At 38.6% G+C, this 16,893-nt stretch carries 18 protein-coding genes; 4 read left to right on the top strand and 14 right to left on the bottom strand.

From position 1 onward, the window contains the following. Positions 1-36: 36 nt before the first annotated feature. The 6 genes from napF to ABW51_RS03740 form a co-directional block, all read right to left on the bottom strand. A complete protein-coding gene (napF, locus tag ABW51_RS03765) occupies positions 37-543 on the bottom strand; it encodes a ferredoxin-type protein NapF (RefSeq protein ID WP_053465629.1) in 507 nt (168 codons plus the stop codon). Beyond that, positions 543-1,154: a Tat proofreading chaperone DmsD gene (gene dmsD, locus ABW51_RS03760; protein WP_053465628.1), complete on the bottom strand. Its 612-nt coding sequence runs from the start codon at positions 1,152-1,154 to the stop codon at positions 543-545. Before dmsD ends, napF begins: the two co-directional genes overlap by 1 nt. Positions 1,155-1,249: 95 nt before the next feature. Further along, complete coding sequence (locus ABW51_RS03755) at positions 1,250-2,089, bottom strand: dimethyl sulfoxide reductase anchor subunit family protein (protein WP_053465627.1); 840 nt, start codon at positions 2,087-2,089, stop codon at positions 1,250-1,252. Position 2,090: 1 nt separating this feature from the next. Next, positions 2,091-2,708 carry a DMSO/selenate family reductase complex B subunit gene (locus ABW51_RS03750; RefSeq protein WP_053465626.1) on the bottom strand — a complete coding sequence of 206 codons (618 nt, stop codon included), beginning with the start codon at positions 2,706-2,708 and terminating at the stop codon, positions 2,091-2,093. A 10-nt stretch (positions 2,709-2,718) separates the two neighbouring features. Beyond that, positions 2,719-5,139: a DMSO/selenate family reductase complex A subunit gene (locus ABW51_RS03745; RefSeq protein WP_053465625.1), complete on the bottom strand. Its 2,421-nt coding sequence runs from the start codon at positions 5,137-5,139 to the stop codon at positions 2,719-2,721. 162 nt (positions 5,140-5,301) lie between these two features. Further along, complete coding sequence (locus ABW51_RS03740) at positions 5,302-7,722, bottom strand: DmsA/YnfE/YnfF family dimethyl sulfoxide reductase (RefSeq protein ID WP_053465661.1); 2,421 nt, start codon at positions 7,720-7,722, stop codon at positions 5,302-5,304. Positions 7,723-8,023: 301 nt separating this feature from the next. Here ABW51_RS03740 and ABW51_RS03735 point away from each other — a divergent pair, with 301 nt between their 5' ends. The 3 genes from ABW51_RS03735 to ABW51_RS03725 are packed head-to-tail and all read left to right on the top strand — an operon-like array spanning position 8,024 to position 9,754. Further along, positions 8,024-9,130, top strand: coding sequence for a transglutaminase-like domain-containing protein (locus ABW51_RS03735; protein ID WP_053465624.1), 1,107 nt, complete (start codon positions 8,024-8,026; stop codon positions 9,128-9,130). Next, on the top strand, positions 9,105-9,467 hold the full coding sequence (locus ABW51_RS03730) for a mercuric transporter MerT family protein (protein WP_005635782.1): 363 nt from the start codon (positions 9,105-9,107) through the stop codon (positions 9,465-9,467). Before ABW51_RS03735 ends, ABW51_RS03730 begins: the two co-directional genes overlap by 26 nt. An 8-nt stretch (positions 9,468-9,475) precedes the next feature. Next, positions 9,476-9,754 carry a heavy-metal-associated domain-containing protein gene (locus tag ABW51_RS03725; protein WP_053465623.1) on the top strand — a complete coding sequence of 93 codons (279 nt, stop codon included), beginning with the start codon at positions 9,476-9,478 and terminating at the stop codon, positions 9,752-9,754. A gap of 62 nt (positions 9,755-9,816) precedes the next feature. Here the strand turns inward: ABW51_RS03725 and ABW51_RS10535 are convergent, their stop codons facing one another. The 6 genes from ABW51_RS10535 to ABW51_RS03700 form a co-directional block, all read right to left on the bottom strand. Then, positions 9,817-9,960: an IS3 family transposase gene (locus ABW51_RS10535; RefSeq protein ID WP_442902635.1), complete on the bottom strand. Its 144-nt coding sequence runs from the start codon at positions 9,958-9,960 to the stop codon at positions 9,817-9,819. 71 nt (positions 9,961-10,031) lie between these two features. Continuing rightward, entirely contained in the window at positions 10,032-10,238 is a 207-nt protein-coding gene (locus ABW51_RS10480) for a DDE-type integrase/transposase/recombinase (protein WP_331436989.1), read from the bottom strand. Then, positions 10,213-10,599 (bottom strand): IS3 family transposase, encoded by a 387-nt coding sequence (locus ABW51_RS09755; protein ID WP_156262542.1) that lies wholly within the window; start codon positions 10,597-10,599, stop codon positions 10,213-10,215. Before ABW51_RS09755 ends, ABW51_RS10480 begins: the two co-directional genes overlap by 26 nt. A 73-nt stretch (positions 10,600-10,672) precedes the next feature. Continuing rightward, entirely contained in the window at positions 10,673-10,894 is a 222-nt protein-coding gene (locus ABW51_RS03710) for a sulfurtransferase TusA family protein (RefSeq protein ID WP_053465622.1), read from the bottom strand. A 24-nt stretch (positions 10,895-10,918) separates the two neighbouring features. Further along, entirely contained in the window at positions 10,919-11,932 is a 1,014-nt protein-coding gene (locus tag ABW51_RS03705; RefSeq protein WP_053465621.1) for a YeeE/YedE family protein, read from the bottom strand. Between the two features lie 393 nt (positions 11,933-12,325). Next, entirely contained in the window at positions 12,326-13,033 is a 708-nt protein-coding gene (locus tag ABW51_RS03700) for a 7-cyano-7-deazaguanine/7-aminomethyl-7-deazaguanine transporter (protein WP_053465620.1), read from the bottom strand. 190 nt (positions 13,034-13,223) lie between these two features. Between ABW51_RS03700 and pdxH the strand changes: the two genes are divergently transcribed. Beyond that, the gene (gene pdxH, locus ABW51_RS03695; RefSeq protein ID WP_053465619.1) at positions 13,224-13,856 is read left to right on the top strand and encodes a pyridoxamine 5'-phosphate oxidase; all 633 of its coding nucleotides are present in this window, start codon (positions 13,224-13,226) and stop codon (positions 13,854-13,856) included. Between the two features lie 87 nt (positions 13,857-13,943). On the opposite strand, the gene typA is transcribed toward pdxH, so the two are convergent. Both typA and ABW51_RS03685 read right to left on the bottom strand, forming a co-directional pair. Then, positions 13,944-15,794, bottom strand: a complete 1,851-nt coding sequence (typA, locus tag ABW51_RS03690) for a translational GTPase TypA (RefSeq protein ID WP_005631087.1) — start codon at positions 15,792-15,794, stop codon at positions 13,944-13,946. 160 nt (positions 15,795-15,954) lie between these two features. Further along, entirely contained in the window at positions 15,955-16,881 is a 927-nt protein-coding gene (locus ABW51_RS03685) for an alpha-2,3-sialyltransferase (RefSeq protein WP_053465618.1), read from the bottom strand. Positions 16,882-16,893: the final 12 nt, after the last annotated feature.

The raw sequence follows: 16,893 nt of genomic DNA, 5'->3' as shown, positions 1-16,893 counted from the left end.
TGTTAGAAGGAAAGTGCGGTGGAAAATAAAGTTTTTTTATTTAAGTGTAATGGCTGCGACAAAACAGGTAATTTTACATTCTCCGCATCCGTTGCAACGTTCATTATCAATCTCTAACATGCTGGAAATCGCTTGTTGTGGGCAAGCGGTTTGGCAGTCTGGACAGGTTTGATTTTGTAGGATTAAACAGGCTGAAGAAAATTGCGGTCGAAGTAATGTATCTGCCGGAAAATTAGAATGAAGCGCGTTGGAGGAACAAACTTCGGCGCATTTTCCACATAAATCACAAGGTGCGTAGTCGATTTCAAGAATGGCTTGATTTTGTTCTAATCGAATTAATCCATTCGGGCAGGCAGCAACGCAATTGCCACAGCCATTGCAGACAGCGGTAAATAAATCTTCTCGAGCAGCAAAAGGTGGGCGGGGAAGGTGTTTTTCGCTCACAACGGCAGATTCTCCCGTAGCGAAGAGACTACGGAATAGCCCGCGACGGGAAATCTGGTTGTGGCTTAGATAAGCCTGATAATAGGCTTCGTTTTTCATTATCGATAGAATCTAACGTTTGGCACATCAATATGCAAATCAGCTTGCCACTGCTGCAAGGTTTGTGCGGTGAGTAAGGCAAGCCCTTGATAGAACGGCGTATTTTCAGCGTTCGCTAGCTGCATTAAAAAATGGTTTGCCCAAGTCAGGAAGTGCTCACGCAGAAATTCTACCACTAAGTGCGGTCGATTTTCGGCAAGATAAGCGGCCAGCATTAGCATTAATCCGATATGATCTTCCGGTTCATCTTGTTCGGCTTGAAAAGAAATTTGATGATAACGGAGAAAATCACGCAATGCCAGTAAAGAATTACCAAAAATTACACATTCAGGATCTAAATAAACAGAACCCCAAGGCGGTGCAGGCAATTCGTTTGGGCCGATAAATAGGCGTTGGTATTGATCGTTCAGATCTTGATTTAAGCCTTGCGCAATAAGTGCGGTTGTTTTTTCACGAGTTTTTTCATCCCATTCAATTTCCCATTCTTGCGCCCAAGTGGATTGCCGAAAAAAATCAAAAATACCGGCAAGACGTGAATCGCTCGGTTCATAATAAAAAGCCGCGCCGAGCAAGCGCCCGTAAAGGGAAATCTGTTGAAAGGTGTTTTGCATAAAATCTCCGAAAAAAATCACCGCACTTTGGTATTTATTAATTTAGTGGATTGGTTTCAGCGTAGGGGCGTATCGCATACGCCCATACATATAATTTACCCTGCAATGGCCATTCCATAAGTCATATGTAATCCATAAAACAACACACGACCGATGCCTTCTGCGGCTAAGGTTAAAATGACTGCGCAAGCTAATAATCCTGCATTTTTCGCACGGAATAAAAGGAAGGCAGTAATGGCTAATAAGCATAAACGAGCAGCCGTCATCATAGCGTAACCCGGCACAAGTGCGGCGGCATTTTGGATGGAACTATGAATGCCTTGCAAGCTAAAGCCTTGATATACTGCAACCACGGCTGCGAATAATACAGCAAGGGCAAAGAGGCTTGGCACGAGATTAAGTTGATAATCGCGTTGTTTGTTCGGCATTAATAATGCATAAGATAACGCCAAACCGCCTAATGCAACAGTGAGATAGAACGCCCAAGATGTTAATGGCGTGTTCCATGTTGGTACGCTGGCGATGTGATAAACCTGATTCATCACATACATAAATACCACGCCCACAAATGCGGTTAAAATTCTCCATAAATTACCAAGCGCCGACGGCATTTTACCTGTGATAGCAATTAGCCAATAGAAACCGGCAAGCGCAAAGAAAATGGCACCTGCGGCAATTTCGTTACTCATCATGGATTCGCCTACGCGATTTAATGAATTAAACGCACGAGCCGGCGTACCAAGGTGCATAATTGAGGCGATAAAACCTAAACCTAAACACGCTAACACCACAAACATGGCTTTGTGGATGTAAGCGCAGCTTTTCTCATTTTTTTCGCCAAGTAGCACAAAAGTAAAAACAAGCCACGCACCGACCGCACTTTGTGCCAAAACTGTAAAAAATACTAGTGGCAGTTCATATAATCCTGTATTCATCTTACACCTCTCTTGGGTTTCCTAAGAACCCACTTGTATCGCCACTTAAACGAGCGTGTTTATTGGGTTTTACCACTAAATTTGGTTGAGTGATATCAGCCGGTGGTAGTGGTGCGATGGAGGCTTGTGTGCCATATTTTGCTCGAAGTTCATCAATAGGAGCGAAATCCAATGCACGTAGTGGGCAGGCATCAACACAAATCGGTTTTTGACCTGATTTTACGCGAGAATAACATCCATCACATTTTGTCATATGACCTTTTTGTGCATCATATTGCGGTGCATCATAAGGACATGCCATATGGCAATAACGACAACCGATACAAATTTCTTCATTGACGATCACGAAACCATCTGCATTTTTGTGCATTGCACCAGTTGGGCAAACTTTTGTACAAGCAGGATCTGCACAATGATTACAAGAAATAGACATGTAATAAGCAAATATATTTTGATGCCAGCATCCATCTGCTTGTTGATTCCACTGACCACCTGTATATTCATAAATACGACGAAAATTGACTTCTGTGCTAAGATCTTTGTAATCCTTACAGGCTAATTCACAAGTTTTACAGCCTGTGCAGCGTTCAGAATCAAAATAAAAACCATATTGTTCCATAATTATCCCCCTACAAACGTTCCACTTGAACTAAATTAGAATGTTGCGGATTACCTTTCGCAAGCGGTGATGGGCGTTGTGTCGTAAGTACATTAATGCAACCTGAATGATCGATACGATCTTTATCTGGTGCATACCAAGCCCCCTCGCTTAATGCCACAACCCCCGGAATAATACGGGGTGTAATTTTTACATTAATACGTACTTCGCCTCGATCATTAAAGATACGAATCATATCGCCATTTTTAATATTACGAGGTTCTGCATCAATAGGATTCATCCAAACTTCTTGTGGATTAGCTGCTTTTAATACATCCACATTGCCATAAGTTGAATGGGTTCTCGCTTTATAGTGAAAACCACTTAGTTGTAACGGATATTTTTCCATTAATGGATCACCGTAATGTTCAAAACTTTGGGCGTGAATTGGTAAAGGATGAATTACTTCATCTTCTGCTAATTTCCAAGTTTTTGCTATTTCAGCTAGACGAGAAGAATAAATTTCAATTTTGCCAGATGGCGTTTTAAGTGGATGGGCTTCTGGATTATCACGGAAATCTTTGTATGCAACTTTAAAGCCATTAGGATCAACCTTTTTAAAAATACCTTGTTGTCTAAATTCTTCAAAAGTAGGTAATTCAGGTAATTTTTCTCGAGATTGCTCATAAATATGGCGTAACCATTCTTCTTGTGTTCTTCCTTCAGTAAATTTTTCTTTTACGCCCATTTTCTCAGCTAAATCACTCAACATATCGTAAATAGGTCTGCATTCAAAAGATGGTTTGATCACTTGATCTGCAAAAATGACATATGCCATATTGGATACAAAGGCATCTAAAGCGAAATCCATTTGTTCTGAAGCTGTACAATCTGGTAATAAAATATCACTGTATTTGGCAGTAGATGTCATATGATTATCAATAGTAATGATCATTTCACATTGGGTATCATCTTGTAAAATATCGTGAGTACGATTGATTTGTGCGTGTTGATTAATCAAGCAGTTACTTGCGTAATTCCAAATTACTTTAATTGGGGACGATAATTTATCAACACCACGAATACCATCTGTAAGTGCGGTCATTTCCGTGCCACGAATAATTGCATCTGTCCATAAAAACATTGGAATGCTTGCTTTCACAGGATTTTTCAGCGTTGGCATCCGCACAAATGGAATGCTATACGCACTTTCACGTGCACCAGTGTTACCACCGTGAATTCCAACATTACCCGTTAAGATTGGTAACATCGCAATGGCACGAGAGATTAATTCTCCATTACTACGACGTTGAGGCCCCCAGCCTTGGGAAATAAAGGCAGGTTTTGTACTACCAATTTCACGTGCGAGTTTAATAATTCTCTCCGCTGGAATACCCGTGATTTTAGCCGCCCATTCAGGGGTTTTAGCGATACCATCATCACCATAACCTAAAATATAGGCTTTATAATGACCATTTTTAGGGGCGTCAGCGGGTAATGTTTTTTCATCATAACCAACACAATATTTATCTAAGAAAGGTTGATCCACGAGATTTTCTTGAATCATTACATAAGCAAGAGCCGAAACGAGGGCTGCATCAGTGCCTGGACGAATTGGAATCCACTCATCTTCACGCCCTGCACCAGTATCATTATAACGAGGATCGATAATAATCATTTTGGCATTGGAACGCGCTTTGGCTTGTTCAATACAATAAGTTAAACCACCTCCACTCATACGAGTTTCTGCAGGATTATTACCGAATAACACTATTAATTTGGTGTTTTCAATATCAGCCATTCCATTTCCCAATGCCCAACCACCACCATAGGTATAATCTAAACCGACTGCAATTTGTGCGGTGCTGTAATCACCATAATGGTTTAAATATCCACCAATACAATTCATAAAACGAGCTATCATAGTGGATGCAGGTGGCCAAGATTTCGCCATTGTTCCACCTAACGTACCTGTACCATAGTTTAAATAAATTGATTCATTACCATATTTTTCGATATTGCGTTTCAATGCGTCTGCAATTTCAGTTAAAGCCTCATCCCAACTGATTCGTTTGAATTTACCTTCTCCGCGTTTACCTATACGTTTCATTGGGTATTTCAAACGGTCTGGGTTATACACCCGACGACGCATAGAACGTCCACGTAGACAAGCACGAACCTGATGATCAAGATTATATGTTTCTGTCCCCGTATTATCGGTTTCCACATAAGTGATTCGGTTATCTTTTACGTGCATTCGTAATGGACAACGGCTACCACAGTTTACTGTACAAGCACTCCAAACAATACGTTCCTGACTATTTTCATTGAGGTATTGTGTCTCTTTAGCCATTACATTGAAAGGTAAAGTAAGATTTGAAACTGCCAGTGCAGCTCCCGCAGATGACGCCTTAACAAAATCTCGGCGACTTATTTGATTAAAGTTACTCATTATATCGTTCCCCCACAGTCAGATTGAGTAATCATTGAAATGAGTTAATTAATAACATCTTTCATGTACAAAAATGTTAACTCAGATCACATAATTAAAAATAGGTATACAAAAAACAATCAAAAAATGATTAAAATCAATATGAAATAATGATAATTATTATTAAATGTTTTCTATTTGTACTAAATTAGAATGTTGCGGATTGCCTTTCGCCAGTGGGGAAGAGCGGTGCGTGGTGAGGGTATTAATACAAGCTCCATGGTCGATTTGATCCCCATTCATATTCGCTTTATGCCATGCTCCTTGTGGCATTGCTAACACACCAGGCATAATGCGAGGCGTAACTTTAGCGGCAATACGGACTTCGCCATTTTCATTAAATACACGAATCATTGCACCATCTTGGATATTTTTAGCTTGCGCATCAATCGGGTTAATCCAAATTTCTTGTCGGTTTGCGGCTTCTAAAATATCCACATTACCATAAGAAGAATGAGTACGAGCTTTGTAATGGAAACCAATCATTTGGAATGGATAATCTTTGCGTTTCGGATCATCTACACCGTTGAAACCTGCATGATAAATTGGTAATGGATGAATCACCTCATCCTCTTCCAATTCCCACGTTTGCGCAATTTGGGCTAAAGCTTCTGAGTAGATTTCAATTTTGCCAGATGGGGTTTTCAATGGATTTTTTTCAGGATCATCTCGGAAAGCTTTGTACGCAACAAAATGCCCTTTGGGATCACGTTTTTTGAAGATACCTATTTTCTTCATATTTTCATAATCAGGTAAGTCCTTATCTTTTTTCATCATTTCTGAATATAAGAACTTAATCCAATCTTCTTGTGTTTTGCCTTCTGTGAATTTGTTATACACATCTTGCCCAAGTCGTTTTGCTATCTCACTGGCGATTTCATAAATAGGCTTCCGTTCAAATTTAGCTGTAGTAGCAGGTTGCCCAAAAATTAAATACCCCATATTTCCAGCATATTCATTTGGCGTGAGATCGGCTTGTTCAGTGATCATTAAATCTGGTAATAAAATATCGGCATATTTGGCTGAATCTGTCATAAAATTTTCAACCACAACAATCATTTCACATTTGCTTTCGTCTTGTAGAATGTGATGCGTTTTATTGATGTTAGAATGTTGATTGGTAATGGTATTACCCGCATAGTTCCAAATAAACTTAATAGGTACATCCAATTTATCCTTGCCTTTAACACCATCTCGAAGTGCGGTCATTTCAGGACCTCTTTCAATGGCATCCGTCCACATAAACACAGAAATTTTAGTTTTCACTGGATTTTTTAAGGTTGGAAATTTGACATTAGTAATCTTGTAAGTGTCTTCACGTGCACCTGAATTACCGCCATGAATGCCCACATTACCCGTTAAAATAGCTAACATTGCGACCGCTCTTACCGCGAGCTCGCCATTGGATTGTCGCTGAATCCCCCACCCTTGAACAATACAACAAGGTTTTGTCATAGCAATTTCACGTGCAAGTCGAATAATCGTTTCTTCTGGAATACCAGTAATTTTGGCAGCCCAGTTTGGTGTTTTAGCGACACCATCTTCACCATAGCCGAGAATATAAGCTTTATAATGAGCATTCTTTGGTGCGCTTGGTGGCAACGTTTTTTCATCATACCCTACGCAATATTTATCTAAAAATGCTTGATCGATTAAATTTTCACTAATCATCACATATGCCATTCCCGCAACTAATGCAGCATCGGTACCAGGACGAATTGGCACCCATTCATCTTCACGCCCTGCGGCAGTATCAGTATAACGAGGATCGATTACGATCATTTTCGCTTTCGAAATTTCACGAGCTTGCTCCAGATGATATGTAATTCCCCCGCCGCTCATACGTGTTTCCATCGGATTATTACCGAAATACACGACCAGTTTGCTATTGATAATATCTGATGTTGCGTTCCCTTCATTCGAGCCGTAAGTGTAAGGCATAGCCATAGAAACTTGTGCACGACTGTAAGTGCCGTAATAGCTTAAATAACCGCCATAACAATTCATCAAACGAGCAAAGGGCGAAGTGGGAGCGGCAGAACGAAGTATATTTCCTGCACTTACACCGGAGCTATAATTAATATACACGGCTTCATTACCGTATTCCTTTACAATATGTTTAAGGTTATCTGCAATCGTGTCATAAGCCTCTTCCCAACTGATACGTTTAAATTTCCCTTCTCCTCGTTTGCCAATTCGTTTCATGGGGTATTTTAGACGGTCAGGATGATTCATAACTCTTCGAATAGAGCGTCCACGCAAACAAGCACGAACTTGGTGATTGCCATAAATATCGTCGCCGGTATTATCTGTTTCGACTTGATAGACTTCGTTATCTTTCACATGTAAACGAAGCGCACAACGACTGTGGCAGTTACCAGGACAAGTATTCCACACGACTTTTTCTGTGGATTCTACAATCGGTTTAGTTTCAGCTTTGGAAGTGAAAGGAAGGGGTAATTGAGAAACTGTAGCCAGAGCGGCACTGGTTTTAAGAAGTTGTCTGCGATTAAACGCAAAAAAGTTTGGATTATTTTTATCCATAATCATATTCTCCCGGAATAATGAAGTGATGCTTTTCAGTGTAAAGAAAAAAGGTTCTGATAGTTGTTGATAAAAATCAAAAAAATGATAAATCACCAATCTGGTCGGATCAGTATTACATTTTATTTATTTTATTTATTTTATTTATTTTATTTATTTTATTTATTTTATTTATTTATTTTATTTATTTCATATTGCTCAATTGACGAGCACCTGAAAAATCCGTTAGCATATCGCCATCCACAATTAGTTTATCTAATGTGTTAAGTTTTAACTGTTAACTAACTAGAAGGATCTTTTCATGAAGAAACTTATCGCCACTGCGGTGCTCTCCGCATGTTCCATGGCTTACGCCAATACTGACATTCCAAACTACAATACTGATTCTCATCTGTATGAATTCACGCAAACCTACGATTTAGTTGCGCCAAAAGGCTCGCAAGGACAAACCAATTTATGGGTTCCATTGCCATTTAATGGAGAATACCAACAAGTGAAATCGATTCACTTTGAAGGTAATTACATGAATGCCTATGTAACAGAAAACAATAAATACGGTGCGAAAACCTTATTTGCCACTTGGGATAAAGATGCACAAAAGCGTGATTTAAAAGTCACTATGGTCATTGAAACAAAAGACCGTGAGCCAATGGTGAAAGGTGCTTTAGAGAATTATACTCCGCCAAAAGATATTCAGTATTCGGTAGATGTACAAGAATACTTAAAAGCTACTCCACATATTAAAACTGATGGCATTGTGAAAGAATTTGCTGACAAAATCGTAGGTAAAGAAACCAATCCATTGAAAAAAGCTGAGTTGATTCACCAATGGATCGTCAACAATATGGAACGTGATAATTCTGTATTAGGTTGTGGTGACGGCGATGTAGAAAAAATTCTTACCACTGGCGTATTAAAAGGTAAATGTACCGATATTAACTCTGTATTTGTGGCGCTTGCTCGTGCGGCAGGCATCCCAGCCCGTGAAATTTTTGGTATTCGCTTAGGTGCGGCAGAGAAAATGGGTAAATATTCCAAAGGTGCTTTCGGTAGTGCGAATGAACAAGGCATCGCAAACGTAAGTGGTGGTCAGCACTGCCGTGCTGAATTCTACCTTGCAGGGTTTGGATGGGTACCAGTTGATTCCGCAGACGTTGCAAAAATGCGTTTAGCAGAGAAAAAATCTGTTGAAGATAAAGATACACAAGCCGTAGCAAAATATTTGTTTGGTAACTGGGAAGCAAACTGGGTCGGATTTAATCATGCCCGTGATTTCGATTTATATCCACAACCAGAACTGGCTCCAATCAATAACTTCGGTTATCCGTATGCTGAAGTGGGTGGCGATCCGTTAAATTCCTTTGATCCAAAAGAATTTAAATATGACTACGTCTCTAAAAAACTCTAATAAATCCTTTTGGGTTGCCATAGCCACCGCACTTAGTGCCGCGGTGGCGTCAACTTTGTGCTGCATCGCACCATTAATCTATTTAGTGTTCGGCGTATCGTCTACTTGGTTGATTGGCTTAGGCGAATATGATTATTTGCGTATTCCTATGCTTATTATTTCATTATGCGCCTTCGCCTATGGATTTTGGCTGTTGATGTTTTCCAAAAAAATCATTTGTAGCAAATATATTTCCCGTAAAAAACTTATCGTTTTATATTGGATTGTATTTATCGTGATGATTTTTTTCTTAACCTATCCAACAATTTTGCCTTGGATTTTAGAATTAGCTAATTAGGAATAAAAATGAAGAAATTATGTACCGCACTTTTGCTTTCGCTGTTTGCCATTTCTTTCGCTCATGCGAATGAAACCAAACAAATTATGCTAAAAGTAAAAGAAATGAATTGCCAGCTTTGCGCTTACTTAGTCAATAAAGAACTGCGTAATATCGATGGCGTTATTTCAACAAAAGCATCTATTAAAGATGGTTTAGTGACAGTTGTGGAAGATCCCAAAGTTACAAACCAACAATTATTCGAGGCGATTCACAAGCTGAAATATACTGCTGAAGTCGTGAATTAAACGCTAAATATCTAGCAAAAAAAGTGCGGTGAAAGTTGATCTGCCCCCAAAAAGTTAGACTGTTATTTAAAGGATTGTTTTCGGTATTGTATTGGACTCAGTCCTTTTAATTTTAGTTGGAGCCGTCGGTGATTATAGTAATCCAAATAATCTCTGACGGTATCAACTATCTCCTTTCTACTGTTAATTCCCAACCATAAAAACATTCCGTTTTTAATCGCCCAAAGAAACTTTCCATCGCAGCGTTGTCCAAGCAATTCCCTTTTCTCGACATACTTTAAATGATGCCATGTTCAGCTAAAATTCGACGATAAGCCACAATTTGATACTGCCATCCCTGGTCTGAATGTAAAATGACACCATAAGCTTTGTTTAACCCTTTGACGGCTTGCATTAACATCTCTTCTACTAGCCTCCAGTTTGGTGAATAGCTGAGATTATATGAGATTATCTCATTGTTAAATAAGTCTAAAATCGCGTTCAAGATGATTCAGGGCAATCACCCCTATCGTGCCTCGATAGGGGGTAAATTTCTTGCTTTTTCTTGACTGCACTTGAAGCCCAAGTGTCTGTATTAAGCGTTGGACTTTTTTATGATTCACGCCTGGTAAGTAGGCATGAACGCATCGGTAGCCATAATCAGGATGTTTCGCTTTAAGGTCTTTAATGGCCGCTTTAAGCGCGTTGTCTTTATCTTGCTTAATTTCAAACCGTTTCAACCACGTCCTGACTAAGGCGTTGGAAGGAATATTGTAAAAACGTGCAACTTCTTTAATACTCATTTTCCCATTCAAAATAGGTTGGAGAATCTGTGATTTAAAGTCGATTATGTAGTGTTTACCCATAAAAAATCTGCACCTTAATCAGTTGGTTGTTTAGTCCAACTTTTGGGGTGCAGATCATAACCGCCCTTTTTTATTATTTAATCACCGTAATTGACCATTTTGCATCATCAATTTGTTCGAAGTTAGTTACTTCATAACCTTCTTCAGCAGCCCAGTTAGGCAAATTCTCTGTTGCTTGTGCACAGTCAAAATTAATGGTTAATGAATCACCTTTATTTAATTTAGCCATCGCTTTTTTCCCTTCAATTAATGGGAATGGACAAAGGTGCCCTACGGTTTCTAATACAACATTCATTATATTCTCCTTGTGTTGATAAAATTAATTTCGCATATAAAGATAATGAGCAGATGCCCAAGTGCCGAGCACCATTAATGGCAGAGCAACCCAACCTTGCCAAGAGAAGAGGGCAGTTTCAACTAGACCATTACCAATAGAACAACCACCTGCAAGGCTTGCGCCAATTCCCATGAGAGCACCGCCCATCACGTTATGCACCACGTCTTGGCTTGTTGGTACACGAAGTTTGAATTCGTTACTGAATTTGGCTGCAATAAATCCACCAATTAAAATACCTAAAATTAATAGGGTTCCCCAGTTGATAAATTTGCTATCGCCAGTTGTAACATATTGTAAAGCTTGTACTGTTGGACCTGTAATACCCAAACCACCATTACGGCCAGTTTGAACACTTGTTACCCAAGCTAGAACAGCAATCACACCAATTAATGATGCGCTTACAAAAGGATGCCAGCGTTTTTCAAATAAGATATGGGCAAGCCCCGTTTTCTTTGGTTTTAATTGTGCAACATTGTGTTTACTTTTTGCTTGAGAGCGGAAGGCTAAAAATGCTGTTACCAATACCAAAATAACCACCAATACCCAAGGTGATACGCCAAAGGTGTTGTAGATGGTTTGTTGTTCTACAGTAATGCTTCGAAGAGATTTCGTAAAATCTTGCATTGGTCCTGCACGGAAAATAGCACTGAAGATCATATAGACAAAAAAGGCTATCCAACTACTCACTAAGCCTTCACCAGCTCGATATAGGCTCCCTGCAGAACAACCGCCAGCTAACACAATTCCGACACCAAACAGGAAGGCTCCAATTAGCGTCGCAATTAAGGCGAAGTTCTTCACTTTAGGGGCTAAAATACCCGCTTCTTGAAGACTTAAAACACCCGCTGCTTGAACTGCAATGATGATGAGGAAAGCAATAAACATCTTACTGTTTTTGGTGAGATAGATATCGCGGAATGCACCTGTGATACAAAATCGTCCTCTTTGCATCACAAAACCAAGCAAAATACCGCATAAAAGACCACTAATGATCATTCTTTGCTCCTTGTATTGAAAATTAATGACAAAAAATCAAACACCAATACGAGTAAAACCCGATTGTGCAAACTTCTACATGGAACAGAAGAAAAAGATCTGTAGTTGAGTGGAATGTAGAACATAGATTAAACCTTAATACTGATGTTTTGATGAAGCGATTAAAGCATAATTTGAAACTGAAGAAGTTGACTTAGATCATGATAACTTAAAAGTGAAGTCAAATTTTCTATATTTTTCTGACTATACTTTGTTATCAATATAAGTGTCGCTAAGTATAATGACACTATTGTATAGTATTCTCTGGTCCTTTAATAATTTGATATGTTTCTTAATAATTAACCCCACTCAAAAGAGCGGGGTTAATTGTTTTATATGCGCCAGAAATTTGGTTTATGCAGGAACGCGTTCTGCTACGAGCAGTTGTAGTTTTCGTAAAATAACATTTAATACTACGCCATAGGCTGGGACGAACAAGATAATTCCTATAAATAATTTAAATAGATAATCTACAAAGCCGAGTTGTGCCCAGTGTTCAGCCATGAAAGGATCTGCACTTTGGTAGAAGGCTACACTGAAGAAAACAAACGTATCTGCCATTGAGCCGAATGTCATTGAGCTAGTTGGCGCCACCCACCATGTTTTTAACTGGCGTAAGTGGTTAAATACGATCACATCAAGTAATTGTCCTACGACGTAAGCGGCAAAGCTCGCAATAGCAATACGGAATACAAATAGATCAAAATGCGTTAATGATTCGAAACCTTGGAATTTGCTTTCAGAGAATAAAACAGATATGACGTAACTTACAATCAGTGCAGGAAACATCACCACGAAGATAATTTTTCTCGCATCTTCCGCACCGAAAATGCGTACAGTTAAATCGGTAGCTAAAAAGATAAATGGGAATGTGAGCGTTCCCCAAGTGCTGTGGAAAGAAAAATCGTTTGCTGCACCAAGTGCGGTTAATTTCAGTGTAATTTCAAAAGGGATTTGAACAAAGTAATTGCTCGCTGCAATGATGAATATGTGGAAAAAGCTGAGCCAGATGATTGCACGACGTTTTTGTTGATCATTAAAGATCGGAGAGTTTAATTTCATGTTGTACCTTTTTAGTTTAAATGAATCGGGGTTAGGGAACCCGAGATTGAATATAGGGGGCTAGATGATACGCATATTTCTAATAATTGCAAGGATCGATTGCATTTGAGTTTTATTTTATGAAAATTGACGAATGATTTTACAGCCTTTATGCTATTTGCGCTTTTCATCAAATTTAAAAGGAGAGAAAATGGAGTTACACAATATTCGCGATGAATATACTAAACGAGTGCTTTCACAACATGATTGCCATGAAAATCCAATCTCGCAATTTGAACAGTGGCAGAAAGAGGCTATTCATGCTCAAGTCAATGAGCCAACTGCAATGAATATTGCGACTGTTGATGAACAAGGTCGCCCAAATAGCCGAATGGTATTGCTAAAAGAAGTCAATGAGCAAGGTTTTGTCTTTTTTACTAATTATCTTAGCCGAAAGGGCTGCTGTATTGAGCGCAATCCTTATGTCGCACTGACTTTCTTTTGGCCTGAGTTGGAGCGTCAAGTGAGAATTGAAGGTAAGGCGGTTAAAATCCCAGCAGAACAATCCGATAAATATTTTGCTACCCGCCCTTACACCAGTCGCATAGGAGCTTGGGCAAGTGAGCAAAGTGCGGTGATTTCTAATTATAAATCTTTGTTAGCAAAAGCAGCATTGGTTGCTGCTAAACATCCGTTAAACGTGCCTCGACCAGATTATTGGGGCGGCTATTTAGTTGTTCCAGAAACCGTGGAATTTTGGCAAGGTCGCCCAAGCCGTTTACATGATCGCATTCGTTATCGTAAAGTAAGTGATAATTGGATTAGAGAAAGATTGTCTCCTTAGTAAATTGAGCATAAAAATGACCGCACTTTGGTTGTATCCCCAAAGTGCGGTTAATTTTTTTACAAATTTTCGTGCTAGCGTTGTTTATTAATGAGTGCTAGTACTTGTCGTTGTACGATTTGCACGTTTACGATCGTTTTCCGTTAAAAGTTTTTTACGGATACGAATCGATTCAGGTGTTACTTCCACTAATTCATCATCATCGATAAATTCAATGGCTTGTTCAAGACTGAATTTTACAGGCGTAGTCAGCACAATCGCATCGTCTTTACCTGACGCACGCATATTAGTTAGTTTTTTACCTTGCAAGCAGTTTACTGTTAAGTCATTTGAGCGGCTATGAATGCCGATAATTTGACCTTCATAAACTTCTACGTTTGCATCAATCATTAACTTACCACGTTCTTGTAAGCCAAATAATGCGTAACCCAGTGCTTTACCTGTTGCATTAGAAATTAATACGCCGTTTTTACGTTGGCCAATATCTCCACCTTTGATTTCATCATAGTGGCTAAAGCTTGAGTAAAGTAGGCCTGTACCAGAAGTCATGGTCATAAAGTCACCACGGAAGCCAATTAATCCACGGCTAGGAATGATATATTCTAAGCGAACACGGCCTTTACCATCTGGTAACATATCACGAACTTCACCTTTACGGATACCTAATGCTTCCATCACAGAACCTTGATGTTGTTCTTCTACATCAATAGTTACTTGTTCGTATGGCTCTTGTTTTTTACCATCAATATCACGATAGATTACTTTAGGGCGAGAAACCGCAAGCTCATAACCTTCACGACGCATATTTTCGATTAACACAGAAAGATGTAATTCTCCACGACCAGAAACACGGAATTCATCTGGGTTTGGGGTTTCTTCTACGCGTAATGCCACGTTGTGAACCAATTCTTTATTTAAACGTTCAAGAATTTGACGCGATGTGACGTATTTTCCTTCTTGGCCTGCAAACGGAGAGGTATTTACACAGAAGAACATGGTTACGGTTGGTTCATCAACAGTTAATGATGGCAATGCTTCAACTGCGTTAATATCACAAATCGTATCTGAAATGTTTAATTCTCCTAAACCAGTGATCGCAACAATATCGCCTGCATAAGCAACGTCTTCTTCATAACGTTGTAAACCAAGATGACCAAGTACTTGACCGATACGACCTTGACGAGTTTTTCCTTCACTATTGATGATAGTAACAGGTTGATTTGGTTTAATCGCACCGCGCTTAATACGACCAATGCCGATGACACCTACATAGTTGTTATAGTCTAATTGTGAAATTTGCATTTGGAATGGCGCATCAAGTTCTACTTTTGGCGGCTCTACATATTTCACAATAGCTTCAAATAATGGCGTCATATCTTCTGCTAATTCTTCGTGCTCAAGACCTGCAACACCATTTAATGCTGAAGCATAAATAATAGGGAAGTCTAATTGTTCATCTGTTGCACCAAGATTGACAAATAAATCAAATACTTGATCTACAACCCAGTCAGGACGCGCACCAGGACGATCAACTTTATTGATGACCACGATTGGTTTTAATCCGTGAGCAAATGCTTTTTGAGTCACGAAACGCGTTTGTGGCATTGGGCCATCAAACGCATCAACAACTAATAGAACAGAATCTACCATAGAAAGCACACGTTCAACTTCGCCACCGAAGTCGGCGTGTCCTGGAGTATCCACGATGTTAATACGGTAGTCATTCCAGTTAATCGCGGTATTTTTTGCAAGAATGGTAATGCCACGTTCTTTTTCAAGATCATTTGAGTCCATAACGCGTTCATCTACATCGCCACGAGCAGATTCAAAAGTACCAGATTGTTGCAGAAGTTTATCTACAAGGGTGGTTTTACCATGGTCTACGTGGGCAATAATGGCGATGTTACGGAGTTTTTTAATATCGATTTCGTTTTTCATTATCTAATGCTTCGAGTAAGGTGCAATTTTGCACGGTATATGATTTTATAAAAAAGGTGCAATTTACTGCACCTAATCCTAATATAGGTTGTTGTCTTATGTTGAAGAAAACGAGGCATTATACCTCAGGTTTATTTGCGTAGTCTCATTTTCTTTGCTTTCAAAGCTTTTTTATATCATTAGGTAAACGTAATATATCCCAGATCAACCGAAAAACCAGATTTTGGTAAATTCTTGGTTTGGAATATATACCAATTTTTTTATACACTGACTCTGGCGGAATTAAAATATCTTGTGTGTAATTTTTCTTTTCTTCGGGAATAAAAGTAAATGGGTTATTCAGTGGTGATAAAGGAAAATAATTACATAGAGGACTTTCTGGCGAAATACAGTAAATATTTACACCATAATGTTTTTGTAAGAAATAAAGTGCATTTAAATCATATTCCATAGAATGGATATCATTTTGACTTTTCTTTTGTGAAAAAGAAGGTAATAATTTAATAATATTTTCTTTTTGATGATGAAATGCGTAAGGATTCCCTTTTTCTTGATAAAAATCAATGCCTGTCAAATAAAGATCTTTATAACCCATTGCAGTTGCCACTGCACACATATAAACGCCTGATGTAATCCTCTTATTCTCATATAGTTCGTGATATTGTAAATGAGCATCAAAAGCTCGTAGTTTTTTTAAATAGTTATGACCAAGATCGATTTGTGGTAGTAATTTTTCTAAACGCTGGATTTTCTTTAATTCTGAATCCCCTAAATTCAGAAAAGATGATAGAATAATATCAGCATATTCATATTCATTATTTTTAATTAATTGCATAAACGTATAGTATTGTTCAAAAATTACAGAACAATTAAAAAATACCTTTTTTATTTTCTTACCAAGAAAATAATGATCTTCAAAATAAAATTGATTGCAACGGAAAACATCATAATCTTTAGGTAATAAACTATAGTCAATTGATTTTAAACTTGTTCCATTACCTGCAATAATGACAGACTTTGATTGATTGATTGATTGATTGATTGATTGATTGATTGATTGATTGATTGGGCATATTGTACCGTTCATTGAATAAAATAT

It is taken from the genome of Haemophilus sp. C1 (assembly GCF_001276515.1).
GTDB lineage: Bacteria > Pseudomonadota > Gammaproteobacteria > Enterobacterales > Pasteurellaceae > Haemophilus.
Note: the sequence above shows the minus strand (reverse complement) of the source record. Positions and strands in the feature narration are given on the sequence as shown.